Below are 16,333 nucleotides of genomic sequence, written 5' to 3' on the forward strand. Positions count from 1 at the left end.
TTTTTAGTGGTAACAGATTGAAAGGAAAAGCAATGCAAAATGGTGCAATGCAAGCCTGGATAGAGTCTTCACACTTAGCCGGTGGCAACATCGGCTATATCGAAGAACTTTTCGAGCTGTATTTGGATGACCCGAGCGCTGTCGGGGATGAATGGCGCGATTTTTTCGATAGCATGCCAACTGGCAGTGTTGATATTAAGCACAGTGAAGTGCGTGATCAGTTTCGTGAAATGGCGAAAAACAAGCTGAAACTTGCCGGGACTCAGGGTGGTAACTCTGAAATGTCGGAAAAGCAGGTCAAGGTATTGCAGTTGATCAACGCCTTTCGCTTCCGTGGTCACCAGCATGCTAATCTGGATCCGCTCGAGTTATGGAAACAGGAACAGGTTCCTGATCTGCGGCTTGAGCACCACTCACTAAGCAAAGATGATTATGACACCGAGTTTAATGTAGGGTCTCTTGCGATTGGCAAGGACACTGCAACACTCGGTGAAATTCATTCTGCGCTGGAAAAAATCTACTGCGGTCCGATCGGTGCAGAGTACATGCACATTGTCTCGACCGAAGAGAAACGCTGGATCCAGCAACGGTTCGAATCTGAATTAGGTCAGCCGAAGTTTTCTGAGCAGCAACGTAAGCGTCTGTTGCAGGAACTGACCGCGGCCGACGGCCTGGAAAAATACCTGGGCTCAAAATTCCCGGGCGCAAAACGTTTCTCACTGGAAGGTGGTGACAGCCTGGTTCCGTTGCTCAAGGCCTTGATCCATCGTGGTGGTGAAAGCGGCGCGAAAGAAGTCGTTGTCGGCATGGCCCACCGTGGCCGTCTGAATGTGCTGATCAACGTGCTTGGCAAGCACCCGCAGGAACTATTCAACGAATTTGCCGGTAAAGGCGTTCAGTATGACCGCTCAGGTGACGTAAAATACCATATGGGCTTCTCGTCAGACTTTAAGACTGAAGGCGGTAACGTCCATTTGGCATTGGCTTTTAACCCGTCGCACCTGGAAATTGTGAACCCGGTTGTGATGGGCTCAGTCCGTGCTCGTATGGAGCGTCGGGGCTGTGCTGATGGCAGCAAGGCTTTGCCAATTACCATTCATGGTGATGCGGCAATCGCGGGTCAGGGCGTGGTTCAGGAAACCTTCAACCTGTCTCGTACGCGTGCGTTCGGGGTTGGTGGCAGCATCCGTATCGTGGTCAACAACCAGGTTGGCTTTACCACCTCGAAACAGGAAGATGCGCGGTCTACGCAGTACTGCACTGATATTGCGAAAATGGTCCAGGCACCAATTTTCCATGTCAACGCCGACGACCCTGAAGCGGTGCTGTTTGTGGCGCAGATGGCGGTTGATTATCGCAATGCGTTTAAGCGTGATGTGGTTATCGATCTGGTTTGTTACCGTCGTCATGGGCATAACGAAGCAGATGAGCCAAACGCAACTCAGCCGCTGATGTACCAGAAAATTAAAAAGCATCCAGTGACTCGTGAACTGTATGCAAAACGCTTGCTCGATGACAAATTAGTGAGCGAAAAAGAGGTCAAGAAACTGGTTGCTGACTATCGCGACGCTTTAGATAAAGGCGATTGCGTAGTGGAAGAATGGCAGCCGATGAAAGCGCATTCTGTGGACTGGTCACCGTTTATTGATAACGACTGGGACGTTGAATACGACTCACGTTTGAGCCTCGAAGAACTGACCGATTTAGCCAACAAAGTAAGTGATGTTCCGGAAGACTTTAAGCTCAACTCGCGGGTTGCTAAAGTGTATGAAGAACGTCGCAAAATGGCCAAGGGTGAGCGTAAGCTTGACTGGGGTATGGCGGAAACGCTGGCCTATGCAAGTTTAGTCAAACACGGTCATGCGATCCGTATGGTAGGTCAGGACAGCGGGCGCGGAACCTTCTTCCATCGCCATGCGGTGCTGCACAATCAGAAAGACGCTAAAACTCATATGCCATTGCAGCACATTGCTGAGAACCAGGCGAAAATTGAGATTTACGACTCGGTGCTGTCTGAAGAAGCGGTGATGGCCTTTGAATACGGCTTCGCCACAGCTGAGCCCAATACGCTGACCATTTGGGAAGCGCAGTTTGGTGACTTTGCGAATGGCGCTCAGGTAGTCATTGACCAGTTCCTCAGTTCGGGTGAGCAAAAATGGGGACGCCTGTGTGGCTTAACCCTGCTGTTACCTCATGGCTACGAGGGGCAGGGTCCGGAACATAGCTCAGCGCGCTTAGAGCGGTTCCTGCAGCTGTCAGCGGACCATAACTGGTCAGTCTGTACGCCGACAACCCCAGCACAGGTTTACAATATGCTGCGTCGTCAGCAAATTCGTCCGGTACGTCGTCCATTGATTGTGATGACACCAAAATCGCTGTTACGTCACCCGGATGCTGTGTCGGACCTGGAAGAACTGACCGATGGCGTGTTCCAGAACGTGATTGGTGAAATTGATCAGCAACAAGCGAAGAAAGTGAAACGTGTTGTTTTCTGTGGCGGTAAAGTGTATTACGAACTGTTAAAACAACGCCGTGAACGAGAAATCGATGACGTTGCAATTGTTCGTATCGAGCAGCTATACCCATTCCCGCATCAGGAAATGGCCGAAACTCTGAAAGACTATCAGCACGTGAAAGATTTTGTCTGGTGTCAGGAAGAACCGCAAAACCAGGGAGCCTGGTACTGTTCGCAGCACCACTTCCGTGAAGCGATTCCTGAGGGAGCTAAGCTGACGTATGCAGGGCGCGCCGCGTCGGCGTCTCCGGCTGTAGGCTACGCCTCAGTGCATAAAGAACAGCAAGATAAATTAGTCAACGATGCGCTAACCATTAAATAGGTGAAATTTAACGATGGCGATTGAAATAAAAGTACCTGAATTACCTGAATCCGTTGCTGACGGAACTATTGCAACATGGCACGTTAAGAAAGGCGACAAAGTAAGCCGTGACCAGAACCTGGTAGACATCGAGACTGATAAAGTCGTTCTGGAAGTGGTTGCTGAAGCTGATGGCGTGATTGCTGAAATTACCGCCGAAGAAGGCGATACCGTGGAAAGCAAAGCTGTGATTGGCAAAATCGAAGAAGGCGAAGGCTCAGGCGAAGGCTCAGGCGATGCTGATAGCGACGCTGATGCTGAAAGCGACGACAGCGATGATGACAACGATAGCGATACTGACGACAGCTCAGATGACGCTGATGACGGCGACAACGAAGAGCAGGGCAGCGGCGAGAGCATCGACGTTAAAGTGCCTGAATTGCCTGAGTCTGTCACCGACGCAACGATTGCTACCTGGCATGTGAAAGCAGGCGAAAGCGTTAGCCGTGACCAGAACCTGGTTGATATCGAAACCGATAAAGTGGTTCTTGAAGTGGTTGCCGAAGCCGATGGTGTGCTGGAAGAAATTATCCACGACGAAGGCGCAACCGTTGGCGCGAAAGACGTCATTGGTAAAATTGTTGCCGGTGGTTCAGCCAAGAAAGGGTCCGCTAAGAAAGCTGCGAAATCGTCTGATAAGGCAGAAACCTCAAGCGCCTCAGATAGCGACAAAGACAGCTCAGATGCAGTCAGCCCGTCGGTACGCCGTCTGCTGAAAGAACATGACCTGGACGCTTCAGATGTGAAAGGCAGTGGCAAGAATGGCCGCCTGACTAAAGAAGATGTTGAGAAGCACGTCAAGAACGCCAAAGAGTCTGGCTCGGCGAAGAAAGAAACTAAGCAGGAATCTGCACCAGCAGCAGGCGCGGGCGATCGTACGCAAAAACGTGTACCTATGACCCGTTTACGCAAGCGTATTGCTGAGCGTCTGTTAGGTGCGAAGAATGATACCGCAATGTTGACCACGTTTAACGAGATCAACATGAAGCCAATCATGGACCTGCGCAAAAAGTACCAGAAAGAATTTGAAGAGCGTCACGACACCCGTTTAGGCTTCATGTCTTTCTACGTGAAAGCTGTGGTTGAAGCGCTCAAGCGTTTCCCTGAAGTGAATGCGTCGATTGACGGTGATGAGATTGTTTATCACAACTACTTCGACGTTAGCATTGCCGTGTCGACGCCACGTGGCCTCGTAACACCGGTACTGCGTGATTGCGATAAGATGGGGCTGGCTGATATTGAAAAGAATATCAAAGACCTGGCAATCAAAGGTCGTGACGGCAAACTAACTCTGGACGAGATGCAGGGCGGTAACTTTACCATCACCAACGGTGGTGTATTTGGTTCGCTGTTATCAACTCCAATTCTGAATCCACCGCAAAGTGCCATCCTGGGCATGCACAAAATCCAGGATCGTCCAATGGCGGTAGATGGCAAGGTCGAAATCCTGCCAATGATGTACCTGGCGTTATCTTACGACCACCGCATTGTTGACGGGAAAGAATCGGTAGGCTTCCTGGTTACCGTGAAGAACTTGCTAGAAGACCCGCAGCGTCTGCTTCTGGACGTGTAAAGGGGAATACCGCAGCCGCAGTGTAAACTGCGGCTGTCATTTTTGCGTCTAAAAGCTTATAATCCGACGCGAAATTCGGGTAAGCAGCTAAGGCTGCTTTCATTTTGAATGAACAGATGGAAAAAGCATCATGAATTTGCATGAGTATCAAGCAAAGCAGTTGTTCCGTGAGTTCGGTTTACCAGTATCAAACGGTGAAGCGGCAGACTCGGCGGATGCAGCTGTTGAAGCGGCCAAACGAATTGGCGGCGACAAATGGGTAGTTAAGTGTCAGGTTCACGCTGGTGGCCGCGGTAAAGCGGGCGGTGTGAAACTGGTATCAAGCTTGGACGAAGTTCGTGGCTTTGCAGACAAGTGGCTGGGTCAAAACCTGGTAACTTATCAAACAGACGAAAATGGCCAGCCGGTAAACAAAATTTCTGTTGAAGATCTGACTGAGATCGAACAGGAGCTTTACCTGGGCGCCGTTATCGATCGCTCAACGCGTAAAATCGTATTCATGGCCTCGACTGAAGGTGGCGTGGACATCGAAACCGTTGCAGAAGAAACTCCAGAGAAAATTCTTAAAGCAACCATCGACCCGACGGTTGGCGCACTGCCATACCAGGGCCGTGAACTTGGCTTTAAACTGGGTCTGAACCCGGAGCAGGTTAAGCAGTTCACTAAGATTTTCTTAGGCCTGGCGAAGATGTTCGAACAGTACGATTTCGCGCTGCTTGAAATCAACCCGCTGGTTATCACTGACAAAGGTGATTTGCACTGCCTTGACGGTAAAATCAACATCGACAGCAATGCGATGTACCGTCAGCCAAAAATCAAAGAATTCCACGATCCTTCACAGGAAGATGCGCGCGAAGCGCACGCGGCTAGCTTTGAACTGAACTATGTAGCACTTGATGGCAACATCGGTTGCATGGTTAACGGCGCTGGCCTGGCGATGGGTACCATGGACATCGTTAAGTTAAGCGGCGGCGAGCCGGCTAACTTCCTTGACGTTGGTGGCGGCGCGACCAAAGAGCGTGTTTCTGAAGCGTTCAAAATCATCCTGTCTGACGACAGTGTTAAAGCCGTTCTGGTCAACATCTTCGGTGGTATCGTACGTTGCGACATGATCGCAGAAGGTATCATTGGCGCAGTTGAAGAAGTAGGCGTTAAAGTACCAGTAGTTGTTCGCCTTGAAGGTAACAACGCTGAGCTGGGTACTGAGAAGCTGAAAGAAAGCGGCCTGAACATTATCGCTGCTACCAGTCTGACTGACGCAGCACAGAAAGTGGTTGAAGCTGCAGGAGGCCAGGCATGAGCGTATTAATTAATAAAGACACCAAAGTAATCTGTCAGGGTTTCACTGGCGGCCAGGGTACTTTCCACTCTGAGCAAGCGATTGCTTATGGTACACAGATGGTTGGCGGTGTAACGCCAGGTAAAGGCGGCCAGACGCATTTGGGTCTGCCTGTATTTAACACAGTGCGTGAAGCGGTTGAACAAACCGGTGCTACGGCGTCTGTTATCTACGTACCAGCACCTTTCTGTAAGGACTCTATCATTGAAGCAGCAGACGCTGGCATCGAGCTGATCGTTTGTATTACCGAAGGTATTCCAACCATCGATATGCTGTACGTGAAAGAGTACCTGGATATTAAAGGCGTGCGTATGATTGGTCCTAACTGCCCAGGTGTTATCACCCCCGGTGAGTGTAAGATCGGGATCATGCCAGGTCACATCCACAAGCCAGGTAAAGTAGGCATCGTATCGCGTTCAGGTACCTTGACTTACGAAGCCGTTAAGCAGACGACTGACGAAGGTTTCGGCCAGTCTACCTGTGTTGGTATTGGTGGTGACCCAATTCCTGGTTCAAACTTCATCGACATCCTTGAGATGTTCGAGAAGGATCCACAGACTGAAGCGATCGTAATGATCGGCGAAATCGGTGGTACTGCAGAAGAAGAAGCCGCTGAGTACATCAAAGAGAATGTAACTAAGCCTGTGGTTTCTTACATCGCTGGTGTTACTGCGCCTCCAGGTAAGCGTATGGGCCATGCTGGTGCCATTATCGCTGGTGGTAAAGGTACTGCAGATGAGAAATTTGCTGCGCTTGAAGCAGCAGGTGTTAAGACCGTTCGCAGCCTGGCTGAAATCGGTAAAGCACTACGCGAGAAAACTGGCTGGTAAGTTTTGGTTTGATTGCTGAAAAGGCGCCTTAGGGCGCCTTTTTTGTCTGTGTAATTAATTAAATAGAGAGGTCGTATGCGCTCTTTGTGGTTAAGGTGTTTGCTCATAGCCGTGGCGCTGTTTTCAGCCCCGGCGCTGTCTATCGTTAATATCGAAGATATGCGTATGGATGAGTCAAAACCCGGCTGGATGTTGAGTAGTACATTAAGTTTAAGTGGTAAACGGGGAAACCTTGAAGAGGATAAATTATCGCTCAACGGTGGTACCCAGTGGATAAGCGATGATCTCAAGGTGCGCAATCTGCTGCTGTTCACGGTGGCGAATGACAGGGCTGAGGGTGAGACCTACTCGGAAGAGTACTTTGCCCATTTACGCCACACCCGTCAGGTGGTCAATGGCATTGCCTGGGAACTGTTCGGCCAGCATCAAAGTGAGCCGCTGAACCAGGATTACAAACGGCAGTTGATCGGCAGCAATGCCCGTTTTCGTATTGAAACCGCGCTGGTGGACGGCTATGGCGGCGCTGGACTGATGTATGAGGAACGCTCGGTTGAGCCACCTTTAGCGGAGCAGATTGAGCGCAACGACTGGCGACTGAATTTTTATCTTAATTCAAGCTATCCCTTGAGCGACAATGCTGAGCTGGCGGTGAATTTTTACGTTCAACCAGCCATTGAGGACTTCTCTGACGTACGCAGTGTGGTCAATGCCGGTATCACCAGTCGACTGAACCGAGTCTTTTCACTGACTCTGGATGTAAGTTACAGCAATGAAAGCGAGCCTTTGGTCGGCCAGGCACATGATGAGTGGACCTATGCCATGGGGCTCAACTTTCGTTTTTGATCTCGCCTGATTTAACTCTTCGCATCCAGCGCTTGTCGCAGTTGTTCAATTTCAGACTGCAGACGCTCGTCGCTGCGGTCAGCCAGCTCGATAACCTGCTGCAGCCGCGTGTGGGCTTGCTCATGCAAGGTTAGCTTTGTTTCGACCTGTGCCAGGCGTAATTGCAACCAGGCCGGGTCGTGGCTAAGTGATTGCGGAGCGTTTTCGAGCATTTCGATACCCTGTTGATATGCCTGTTGGCGGAACGCCGGGGTCACGTCGCTATCCGCAACGGCCGCTAAGCGAACCTGTTGGTAGAGTACGTCAGAGCGAACTGAGTCAGCAGCGAGTTCCAGGCTTCGCTGCAACTGTTGCTGTGCTGCCTGGTATCGTTGCAGAGCGATAAGACGGAGGCTAAACTCGAAGTGGGCATCAAAGCTATCCGGTGTATGCTCAAGCCAGGCCTGGTAAAGCGCGATTTCGTCCTGCTCATTATCTTCCATTTGAGCGCGCGGTATCTCAGCCGGAAACTGCAAAGGGCTATCCAGCTCAACCAGTCGTTGCTTATGAAAACTAAGTTTTTCAGCACTACCGCCAAGTAAACCTGGCGCAAACCGATGAAACTGAACCAAACCAAAGTGAGCAAGGGCATGATCGGGGTCTGTTTCCAGTGCATTTTCAAGGTCACGCCGCAGGCCACGTGCGAGCATGGCAGAACGCAGTGCTCCCGCATCTTGCAACTGGGTCATTTTAATCAACCCCTGTAAATAATGGTAATCGCCTGTGTTGCCGTGCTCGTCCGACAATGCGTCAAGCGTGTCTTTCGCGGCATCAAGATCCTGCGCGCGAAGCTGCTCGACCACCTCCTCATAAGGTTCGGCAGTATCGACAATGAAGCTTTGCGCCTGCGCAGGTGCGGCGGCCAGTCCGGTAAACAAAACAATAGTGAGTAGTCGCAGCATGGTAATCAGCTCGCCAGTTGTGAGTTTTTTGTTAGTTTACGCACAAATACGCTTGCCGGCATCTCCCAGTTGTATCAAATTGTGTCGAAGCCAACGGTTGGCCTGATCATCATTGTCCTGCTGGTGCCAGTAAACACGCAATTGAATCTCGGTGCTGGTAAGGGGCAGGGGGGCCTGGTGCAGTGGATACTGCTGAGCCAGTGGCGCGCCAATTAAATCGGGCACCGTTAGTAACAGCTCACTGCCGGCGGCAATTTGAGCAGCGCTCTGGTAACTCTGGCAACGAAGCTCAATGGTTCGTTCAAAGCCGGCTTTAAGCAGTGGCATATCCTCAAGCACAATGCCCTGAGGTCGCCCGGATACAGCGATATGGGGGTGACTAAGGTACTGCTGCATGGTTTCGAGCTGCACTGGTTTGCGGCTTAAGACGACAAAATGGTCCTGCATAAAAGGCGCATGACAAACCGGCCGTGGAATTGCCATCTCAACGTCTACAATCAAATCCAGCGTGCGTCTGGTCAGGCTATCAGTTAAGTGGTCGCGCATATAGGGCACACTGCGTAAACGACAGTGTGGCGCCAGTTGCTGGACAAGGTGATGCAGACGCGGCAGCAGACTGCTTTCCATCGCTTCAGGCATGCCTATGGTAAAGGTCAGCTGCGCCGTTTGTGGGTCGAATAATTGCGGGGTGGCTATTAGTTGCTGCAGCGCCAGTAAGTGTTGAATCACAACGGGTGCCAGATGCTCGCAGTAGGGCGTGGGTACCAGCTGCCGTCCGTGCCGTTCAAACAGCGGGTCCTGAAAGTGGTCACGCAGTCTGCGCAGGGCATGGCTAAGGGCAGATGGCGACAATGCCAGTTGGTCGGCTGCAAGATTGAGCTGACGTTGCAGGTAGATTTCGCGCAGGACCCGTAACAGGTTGAGGTCCAGATGATTGAAACGCTGTTGATTAAAATCCATTGCGGCTTAGCTCTCGTATGATTAGATATAAGATGAATGTAATTCATTTTAATGTCTTAATAAAATTCACTTCATTCATTTTATTCTGACGGTTAGGATGAGCGAAACAATTTTTGAGGTCTGACCATGCATTTTGAACATGACGCGAGCAGTAAAAGTTACCTTGCCCGTTTAAACGATTTTATGATCAGCCATGTCCAGCCCGTCGAGGCTGAGTGCATGCAGGCGCTGGCAGAGCAGGACCATGCGGATTTCAAACGCTGGCAGCAATTGCCGCAAATTACAGCGTTGCAACAGCAGGCCCGTGATGCAGGTTTGTGGAATCTGTTTTTGCCTGATGCCGAACTGGGTCAGGGCCTGACCACCCTGCAGTATGCGCCACTTGCCGAGCGTATGGGGCGTAGTCTGATTGCCCCCGAGATATTTAACTGCAATGCGCCGGACACCGGCAATATGGAAGTCTTGTATCACTTTGGCAGTGACCAGCAGAAGCAGCGCTGGTTAGCGCCCCTGCTGGCTGGTGATATCCGTTCTGTGTTCTGTATGACAGAACCCGATGTCGCCTCGTCTGATGCGACCAATATGGCTGCCACTATCGAAGAAGACGGCGACCATGTGCTGGTTAACGGGCGTAAATGGTGGTCGACCGGTTTAGGTCATCCGCATGCTAAATTCGCCATCGTAATGGGGGTTTCGCGGCCTCAGGCAGACAAGCACCAGCGTCATTCTATGGTGATTGTGCCGCTCGACGTTGAAGGGGTTGAAATCGAACGGATGTTGCCAGCCTTTAACAGTTTCGATCCACCTTATGGGCATGGCGAAGTAAATTTTAATCAGGTGCGTGTCCCACGTGGCAACGTGATTGGCGACCTGGGGGCCGGTTTCGCCATTGCTCAGGGCCGTTTAGGGCCTGGCCGCATTCACCATTGTATGCGTGCGCTGGGCGCTGCAGAGCATGCGCTGCAACTTCTGATTGAACGGGCCGCGTCACGTCAGGCGTTTGGTCAGCCATTGCTGAAGCTGGGGGGGAATGCAGAACGAATTGCAGAACATCGAATGGCGATTGACCAGGCTCGTTTGTATACCCTCAGCGCGGCTGACAAGATTGACCGCCTGGGTGTTAAGCACGCAATGAGCGAGATCTCGGGGATTAAAGTGGTGGTGCCCAATGTATTGCAGCGCGTAGTCGACGATGCAATTCAGATTTATGGTGGTGCAGGAATGAGCAATGACGTGCCCTTAGCAGCGCTGTGGACCACGGCGAGGGCATTGCGTATTGCCGATGGTCCGGATGAGGTTCATAAAGCTATGGTTACCCGCACTGAACTTAAAAAATATCGGCAGGGGGACAAGTCATGAGTAATCCGGCACTGATAGACACCGGCAGTAGCGTGCGCGACGAAGAGACCTTCGACGTCAGCGCAGTCAGCCAATGGCTGGCGAGCAAGGTCGATGGCTTGTCTGGCGAGCCTGAGGTGACTCAGTTTACCGGGGGGGCTTCAAACTGGACCTATCGGTTGTTCTTTAGCCAGCAGCATGACTTTATTTTACGCCGCGGACCAGCCGGAACCAAAGCGCGTTCTGCGCACGACATGGGGCGTGAATACAAATTACAAAGCGCGCTAAAGAGTGAGTTTTCGTGGGTCCCTGAGATGATTGGTTATTGCGCAGATACCTCGCTGATTGGCAGCGATTTTTATGTTATGCGTCGCATTGCAGGCATTATTCCGCGCAAAAACATGCCGCGCGGCCTGTCCTTGAGTGAGCAACAGGCGTCCAGTTTGTGTCGCACTATGCTGGATAAATTAGTCGCCTTGCATAGCATCGATATTGAAACCTCCGGGCTGCATGAGCTGGGCAAAGGGGCTGGCTATGCTGAGCGTCAGGTAAGTGGCTGGAGCAAACGATACCGCCAGGCGAAAACCTGGAATGTTCCGTCTGGCAACAAAATTATGAAATGGTTAGCGGCCAATCTCCCGAAAGAGGAGCGGCTGTGTATGACCCACAATGACTATCGGCTGGATAACCTGATCCTGAACCCTTCAGATCCGACCGATATCCTGGCGGTGTTGGACTGGGAACTGGCTACCATTGGTGACCCCTTGATGGATGTCGGTAATATGCTGGCGTACTGGATTGAAGCCGATGACGACGCTATTGCCCGCTCGACCCGCCGCCAGCCAACCCATTTACCGGGTATGTTTACCCGTCGTCAAATCATCGACTACTACTGTGAAAAGATGGGCATTGATGCGGAGGACTTCGTTTTTTATGAAGTCTACGGACTGTTTCGGTTGTCCGCGATTGCGCAGCAAATTTATTATCGTTACTACCATAAACAAACCAGCAATAAAGCGTTCAAGCGCTTTTGGTTTTTAGTCCATTATCTGCATTGGCGCTGCCGCAAACTCATTCGTCAGCAGGGACGTTAATAGCATGGCTAGTATCTATCTAATGCGCCATGGGCAGGCGTCTTTTGGCAGCGAAAATTACGATCAACTGAGCGATACAGGCTATGCTCAGGCCTGTTTTAACGGTGAGTTTCTGGCTCGCCAGGAGGTGCTGCCGGATCGGATCATAAGTGGCACCTTGCAACGTCAGCGGCAAACCGTTGAGGGGCTCGTGCAAGGGATAAAGCAATCAGGTGTAGAGAACGTACCGCTATGGCAGGAAAATCCAGCCTGGAATGAATTTAACCATAACGAGGTGCTTGATGTTCACGGCCGTGAGGCCGGGGCGTTGCGCGAACAAATCGCCGGCCAGTCTGATCAGGAGCGTTACTTTCAGGAGTATTTTGTTGCCGCTATGAAACGTTGGGTGGGCGGCGCCCAGGCAAGCGATTACAACGAAAGCTTTACTGACTTTGAACAGCGTATTGCCGAGGCCAGTACAGAGCTCTTTGGCAGTCTGAAACTCGGTGAACGAGTGCTGGTGGTAACCTCGGGCGGCCCCATTTCGCTGGTGGTGCGTGAACTGCTGGGAATGAATGTTGAGCAGGCGTTGCGGCTAAACTGGCGTCTGGTTAACGGCGGCATTACCAAGGTGTCTGTGTCCAATCGTCACGGTGCTCAACTGATTAGTCTAAATGAACATATGCACTTTAACGGTCCTGAAAGGACATTATTAAGCGCCCGTTAAGATGAAATTAGCCTGCTTCAATCAAGCAGTAATAAAAGGAATCCAGTATGCGACAAACTATTATAATTACCGGCGCGAGTTCAGGCCTTGGCGAAGAGATGGCTCGCCAGTTCGCAGCTATGGGACGCAACCTTGGTCTGTGCGCGCGGCGCACCGACCGTTTAGAGGCGTTAAAAGCCGAGCTGCTGGCGGCAAATCCCGCCATTCGCATTGAAGTGAAAGCACTGGATGTGAATGACCATGACCGTGTCTTCGCTGTGGTCAGAGAGTTTAAGCAGGAGTTTGGTAAGATTGACCGCTTCATTGTGAACGCGGGCATGGGCAAAGGCGTTGGTATCGGTAAAGGCAATTTCGACGCTAATAAGCAAACGGCGATGACCAATTACATTGCCGCGATGGCGCAGTGTGAAGCGGCAATGGAAGTGTTCCGTGAACAGAATGACGGTCACCTGGTCACCATTTCTTCAATGAGCGCGGTTCGTGGTATGCCGGGTGCGATGACTGCGTATGCGTCCAGTAAGGCGGCACTGGAGTCATTGACCGAAGGGATCCGCTCCGACGTGCTGCGAAAACCGATCAAGGTGAGTTGTATTATGCCCGGTTATATCCGCTCTGAGCTGAACGAGAAGGTCAAGGAAACACCATTTATGGTGGATACCGTGCCCGGGGTTAAAGCCATGGTGAAGCAAATTGAAAAAGAAGTCGCTACGGCATATGTACCCTGGTGGCCCTGGGCTCCGTTAGGTTTTATTATGAAACGCATTCCACTGAGCTGGATGCGCAAGCTTTTTTAACAATGCGACCAAGGTCTGGTTTGTTAATAGCGCCAAGTTTGGCATTATAGGCGTCACTATATGTAATAAGAGCGGCACTATGAATATTCAAAAAGCGATTGCCCTGGTCACAGCCCCTGTTGGATTGATTTTCCTGCTTAGTGACCCGAGTGACCTGCTTCAGGTCATTACCAGCACTGGCCTGAACTGGCATGCTGTATTTCTGCCTATAGCGCTGGGCATTGTGTTTGGCTGCCTGGCTGGTCTGTTACGCTTTGATCAGGTGCAGAAGTTGCAGCTACCGGCACTTTATGTGACCACGGCGCTATTCACGTTTGGCGTCATCAGCTCAATCGCGATTAAATTCGAGCACGGTTATTGGTTTTTGGCGCAACCAACTTTCTGGCTGGCGTCAGTCGGGCTCGCTTTGCATGCCTTTATGCGCACGCAGCTGCGCTTTTCTGAAAAGCAACACGAGGCCGCTGAAGCCAGTAGCAAGAAGAGCGACAAAAAAGAGCCCAAGGGCTAGTTAACAGGCTATCTATGCTTAAGTTAAATTGTGATCTCGGTGAAAGTTTTGGTGCCTGGTCGATGGGCCAGGACGAACTGGTGATGCCGTTAATTGATCAGGCGAATATAGCCTGCGGCGTTCATGCATCGGACCCGTCGACCCTGTACAAAACGGTGCAACTGGCGATTCAGCATCAGGTGGAAATCGGTGCGCACCCGGGGTATCCCGACAAAGAAGGGTTTGGCCGCCGTGCCATGGCGCTGAGTGAAGAAGACGTCTATGCGCTGGTGCTGTATCAGTTGGCTGCGTTAGATGGCGTTGCACGAAGCCAGGGGGCAGAGGTCGGGTATGTTAAACCCCATGGGGCACTGTACCATGCGATGATGCAAGATGAGTCAACCCGGCGTGGTATCCTGCGCGCTGTAGCAGCGTATCGTTCTGATCTGCCAGTGGTTATGCTGGCAACGGCTGCACATCAGCAATTACGTGATGAGGCTGCCCAGCATCGGATTACACTTCGCTTTGAGGCCTTTGCTGACCGCGCGTATGACGATAGCGGTGCACTGGTTGCGCGGGGTGACCCGCACGCGGTACATCATGAACTTGCCAAAGTGCTTGAGCAGGCACGCTCAATTGCAACCCACGGCAGCGTACGTACCATTTCGGGTAATCAGATTAAAATGCCAGCAGAAACCTTGTGTGTGCATGGCGATAACCAGGCAGCGCTGCATGCTGTTAAAGCCATTCGCTCGATGTTAACTGAACTGGCAAAAGGCTGACTCATCATCCACTTAACGTAATGCAACGCGGTGCAATTGCAGCGTTGCGCAATCAAGGATAACAGGATGAGCTTTAAGCGTCCCGACGCGACATTCGAACTGGCTGGTGTCAACGCCATACTGGTGCGGTTTGGTAACCAGCTCAACAGTGCACTGCCCGCTTATCTGAGCGCGCTACGCGACCACTTGCTAACCCGGCACCCCTCTATTATCAGCCAGGTTGTACCGGCCTATACCACGATTCTGGTTGAGTATGATCCCCGCCAGTGCCGGATGTATGACCTGCAGTTACTGCTGGAACGGGAACTGGAGATGGTTGCCTTTGAAAACACCGCCCAGTGCGGCAAGCTGGTTGAGTTACCGGTGGTGTATGGCGGTGAACACGGGCCTGATTTAACCGCTGTGGCGGACGCCTGTGGGTTGTCAGAGCAGGCGGTGATTGAACTGCACAGTGGTCAGGACTATCAGGTTTACGCTCAGGGCTTTGCGCCGGGTTTTTCATACCTGGCAGAGTTGCCTGAACAATTACGCCTGCCGCGGCTGTCGACACCGCGGCAAAAGGTTGCGGCAGGCAGTGTTGCCATAGCAGAGCAACAGACTGCCGTGTATCCGTACGAATCCCCGGGCGGCTGGCATATTCTCGGTTACACCCCGATCACCTGGTTTGACCCACAGGCCTCGCCGATGACACCCGTTGAAGTGGGTGATCGGGTCCGTTTTAAAGCGGTCACTGTGCAGCAGCTAGACGCCTGGGTTAAGGAGCAAGCGCGATGAGTCAGTCAGCAACAGGATTTCAGGTTATTCGCAAAGGCTTCTTTAGCTTAGTGCAGGATGCGGGGCGTTTCGGTTATGAGCATCTCGGGGTGACCAACGGGGGACCGATGGATGCCATGGCAGCCAGTTGGGCCAACCGTTTGCTCGATAATTCCGCCGATGCCAGTCTGATTGAGGTGACCGCCGGTGGACTGGAACTGGAAGTGCGTACTCAAACCATGATTGCAGTCACCGGCGGCGATCTGAACCTGACTGTCAATGGAAAGCCTCAGGCCCCCTGGCGCAGTTTCTGGGTTAGCACCGGCGATCGCCTTCGCTTCGGCACACCGCGTCTGGGTTTTCGTGCCTACCTTGGGGTGCAGGGCGGATTCCAGGTACCTGAGGTACTGGGCAGTATGGCCACGGTTAAACGCGATAAGCTCGGCGGCGTCTGCGGACGAGGTGAGGCGCTGCAGGATGGCGACTTCCTTGCGAGCGGGATATTGCCGGAAGAGGGCATCGCAAGACAGATCCCGGAACGCTTTATGCCGGATTATAGCGGCCCGCTGACATTGCATATTATTCCCGGCTATCAACAGCATGCGTTTAGTAAGTCGACCTGGCAACAGCTTATGCAGCAGCCGTTTGAGCTCGACACGCGCAGTGACCGGATGGGTGCACGTTTGTCTGGTAGCCCGCTGCAAAGCCCTACATTGGGGATGTACTCGGAGCCATTAAGTTACGCCGCAGTGCAGGTGCCAGCAGATGGCCAGCCTATTATTATGCTGAATGACCGGCAGACCCTGGGGGGCTATCCTAAGCTGGGTAATATCCTCCCTCTGGATTGTTTTGCGCTGGCGCAGCGACAACCCGGTACCAGGATCCGCTTCGCGCCGATTGGGTTAATGACAGCACAGCAACAAATGCGTCGCTATCTGCGCTTTTTCGGCTTGTAAGCGCGGCGTTTTGTTGCGATCATACGCTTCATTTTAATCACATACCTGTAGTCGGAGACGA

General features: G+C 52.0%; 15 protein-coding genes. 13 read left to right on the plus strand and 2 right to left on the minus strand.

Annotated elements, in window-relative coordinates:
- Window positions 1-32: 32 nt before the first annotated feature.
- The 5 genes from CWE12_RS00375 (at window position 33) to CWE12_RS00395 (ending at window position 7,461) form a co-directional block, all read left to right on the plus strand.
- Entirely contained in the window at window positions 33-2,837 is a 2,805-nt protein-coding gene (locus CWE12_RS00375) for a 2-oxoglutarate dehydrogenase E1 component (RefSeq protein WP_126787604.1), read from the plus strand.
- 13 nt (window positions 2,838-2,850) lie between these two features.
- A complete protein-coding gene (gene odhB / locus CWE12_RS00380; RefSeq protein WP_126787605.1) occupies window positions 2,851-4,449 on the plus strand; it encodes a 2-oxoglutarate dehydrogenase complex dihydrolipoyllysine-residue succinyltransferase in 1,599 nt (532 codons plus the stop codon).
- Window positions 4,450-4,579: 130 nt separating this feature from the next.
- Entirely contained in the window at window positions 4,580-5,749 is a 1,170-nt protein-coding gene (sucC, locus tag CWE12_RS00385; RefSeq protein ID WP_126787606.1) for an ADP-forming succinate--CoA ligase subunit beta, read from the plus strand.
- Complete coding sequence (gene sucD, locus CWE12_RS00390) at window positions 5,746-6,618, plus strand: succinate--CoA ligase subunit alpha (protein WP_126787607.1); 873 nt, start codon at window positions 5,746-5,748, stop codon at window positions 6,616-6,618. The genes sucC and sucD overlap by 4 nt, the downstream gene beginning before the upstream one ends.
- A 111-nt stretch (window positions 6,619-6,729) precedes the next feature.
- A complete protein-coding gene (locus tag CWE12_RS00395) occupies window positions 6,730-7,461 on the plus strand; it encodes a DUF481 domain-containing protein (RefSeq protein ID WP_157981897.1) in 732 nt (243 codons plus the stop codon).
- A gap of 11 nt (window positions 7,462-7,472) precedes the next feature.
- On the opposite strand, the gene CWE12_RS00400 is transcribed toward CWE12_RS00395, so the two are convergent.
- Together CWE12_RS00400 and CWE12_RS00405 are read right to left on the minus strand one after the other, a co-directional pair.
- Window positions 7,473-8,402 (minus strand): tetratricopeptide repeat protein, encoded by a 930-nt coding sequence (locus tag CWE12_RS00400; RefSeq protein WP_126787609.1) that lies wholly within the window; start codon window positions 8,400-8,402, stop codon window positions 7,473-7,475.
- 36 nt (window positions 8,403-8,438) lie between these two features.
- Window positions 8,439-9,362 (minus strand): LysR family transcriptional regulator, encoded by a 924-nt coding sequence (locus tag CWE12_RS00405; protein WP_126787610.1) that lies wholly within the window; start codon window positions 9,360-9,362, stop codon window positions 8,439-8,441.
- 126 nt (window positions 9,363-9,488) lie between these two features.
- Between CWE12_RS00405 and CWE12_RS00410 the strand changes: the two genes are divergently transcribed.
- The 8 genes from CWE12_RS00410 to CWE12_RS00445 all read left to right on the plus strand — a co-directional run bounded on the left by CWE12_RS00410 (window position 9,489) and on the right by CWE12_RS00445 (window position 16,272).
- Window positions 9,489-10,721, plus strand: a complete 1,233-nt coding sequence (locus CWE12_RS00410) for an acyl-CoA dehydrogenase family protein (protein ID WP_126787611.1) — start codon at window positions 9,489-9,491, stop codon at window positions 10,719-10,721.
- The gene (locus CWE12_RS00415; protein WP_126787612.1) at window positions 10,718-11,794 is read left to right on the plus strand and encodes a phosphotransferase family protein; all 1,077 of its coding nucleotides are present in this window, start codon (window positions 10,718-10,720) and stop codon (window positions 11,792-11,794) included. The genes CWE12_RS00410 and CWE12_RS00415 overlap by 4 nt, the downstream gene beginning before the upstream one ends.
- Window positions 11,795-11,798: 4 nt before the next feature.
- A complete protein-coding gene (locus CWE12_RS00420; RefSeq protein ID WP_126787613.1) occupies window positions 11,799-12,500 on the plus strand; it encodes a histidine phosphatase family protein in 702 nt (233 codons plus the stop codon).
- A gap of 47 nt (window positions 12,501-12,547) precedes the next feature.
- Window positions 12,548-13,294 carry an SDR family oxidoreductase gene (locus CWE12_RS00425; RefSeq protein ID WP_126787614.1) on the plus strand — a complete coding sequence of 249 codons (747 nt, stop codon included), beginning with the start codon at window positions 12,548-12,550 and terminating at the stop codon, window positions 13,292-13,294.
- A gap of 79 nt (window positions 13,295-13,373) precedes the next feature.
- A complete protein-coding gene (locus CWE12_RS00430) occupies window positions 13,374-13,802 on the plus strand; it encodes a hypothetical protein (protein WP_126787615.1) in 429 nt (142 codons plus the stop codon).
- Between the two features lie 14 nt (window positions 13,803-13,816).
- On the plus strand, window positions 13,817-14,563 hold the full coding sequence (locus tag CWE12_RS00435) for a 5-oxoprolinase subunit PxpA (protein WP_126787616.1): 747 nt from the start codon (window positions 13,817-13,819) through the stop codon (window positions 14,561-14,563).
- A 66-nt stretch (window positions 14,564-14,629) separates the two neighbouring features.
- Window positions 14,630-15,337 (plus strand): 5-oxoprolinase subunit PxpB, encoded by a 708-nt coding sequence (gene pxpB, locus CWE12_RS00440; protein WP_126787617.1) that lies wholly within the window; start codon window positions 14,630-14,632, stop codon window positions 15,335-15,337.
- Window positions 15,334-16,272 carry a 5-oxoprolinase subunit C family protein gene (locus CWE12_RS00445; protein ID WP_126787618.1) on the plus strand — a complete coding sequence of 313 codons (939 nt, stop codon included), beginning with the start codon at window positions 15,334-15,336 and terminating at the stop codon, window positions 16,270-16,272. Before pxpB ends, CWE12_RS00445 begins: the two co-directional genes overlap by 4 nt.
- Window positions 16,273-16,333 lie beyond the last annotated feature (61 nt).

The sequence above is a fragment of the Aliidiomarina sedimenti genome (assembly GCF_003986955.1).
Classification (GTDB): Bacteria; Pseudomonadota; Gammaproteobacteria; order Enterobacterales; family Alteromonadaceae; genus Aliidiomarina; species Aliidiomarina sedimenti.

Bases quoted from the DNA above. Each gene is read 5' to 3' on its own strand.
- CWE12_RS00375 (WP_126787604.1), top strand. From the start codon at position 33: ATGCAAAATGGTGCAATGCAAGCCTGGATAGAGTCTTCACACTTAGCC.
- odhB (WP_126787605.1), top strand. From the start codon at position 2,851: ATGGCGATTGAAATAAAAGTACCTGAATTACCTGAATCCGTTGCTGAC.
- sucC (WP_126787606.1), top strand. From the start codon at position 4,580: ATGAATTTGCATGAGTATCAAGCAAAGCAGTTGTTCCGTGAGTTCGGT.
- sucD (WP_126787607.1), top strand. From the start codon at position 5,746: ATGAGCGTATTAATTAATAAAGACACCAAAGTAATCTGTCAGGGTTTC.
- CWE12_RS00400 (WP_126787609.1), bottom strand. From the start codon at position 8,402: ATGCTGCGACTACTCACTATTGTTTTGTTTACCGGACTGGCCGCCGCA.
- CWE12_RS00405 (WP_126787610.1), bottom strand. From the start codon at position 9,362: ATGGATTTTAATCAACAGCGTTTCAATCATCTGGACCTCAACCTGTTA.
- CWE12_RS00410 (WP_126787611.1), top strand. From the start codon at position 9,489: ATGCATTTTGAACATGACGCGAGCAGTAAAAGTTACCTTGCCCGTTTA.
- CWE12_RS00415 (WP_126787612.1), top strand. From the start codon at position 10,718: ATGAGTAATCCGGCACTGATAGACACCGGCAGTAGCGTGCGCGACGAA.
- CWE12_RS00420 (WP_126787613.1), top strand. From the start codon at position 11,799: ATGGCTAGTATCTATCTAATGCGCCATGGGCAGGCGTCTTTTGGCAGC.
- CWE12_RS00425 (WP_126787614.1), top strand. From the start codon at position 12,548: ATGCGACAAACTATTATAATTACCGGCGCGAGTTCAGGCCTTGGCGAA.
- CWE12_RS00430 (WP_126787615.1), top strand. From the start codon at position 13,374: ATGAATATTCAAAAAGCGATTGCCCTGGTCACAGCCCCTGTTGGATTG.
- CWE12_RS00435 (WP_126787616.1), top strand. From the start codon at position 13,817: ATGCTTAAGTTAAATTGTGATCTCGGTGAAAGTTTTGGTGCCTGGTCG.
- pxpB (WP_126787617.1), top strand. From the start codon at position 14,630: ATGAGCTTTAAGCGTCCCGACGCGACATTCGAACTGGCTGGTGTCAAC.
- CWE12_RS00445 (WP_126787618.1), top strand. From the start codon at position 15,334: ATGAGTCAGTCAGCAACAGGATTTCAGGTTATTCGCAAAGGCTTCTTT.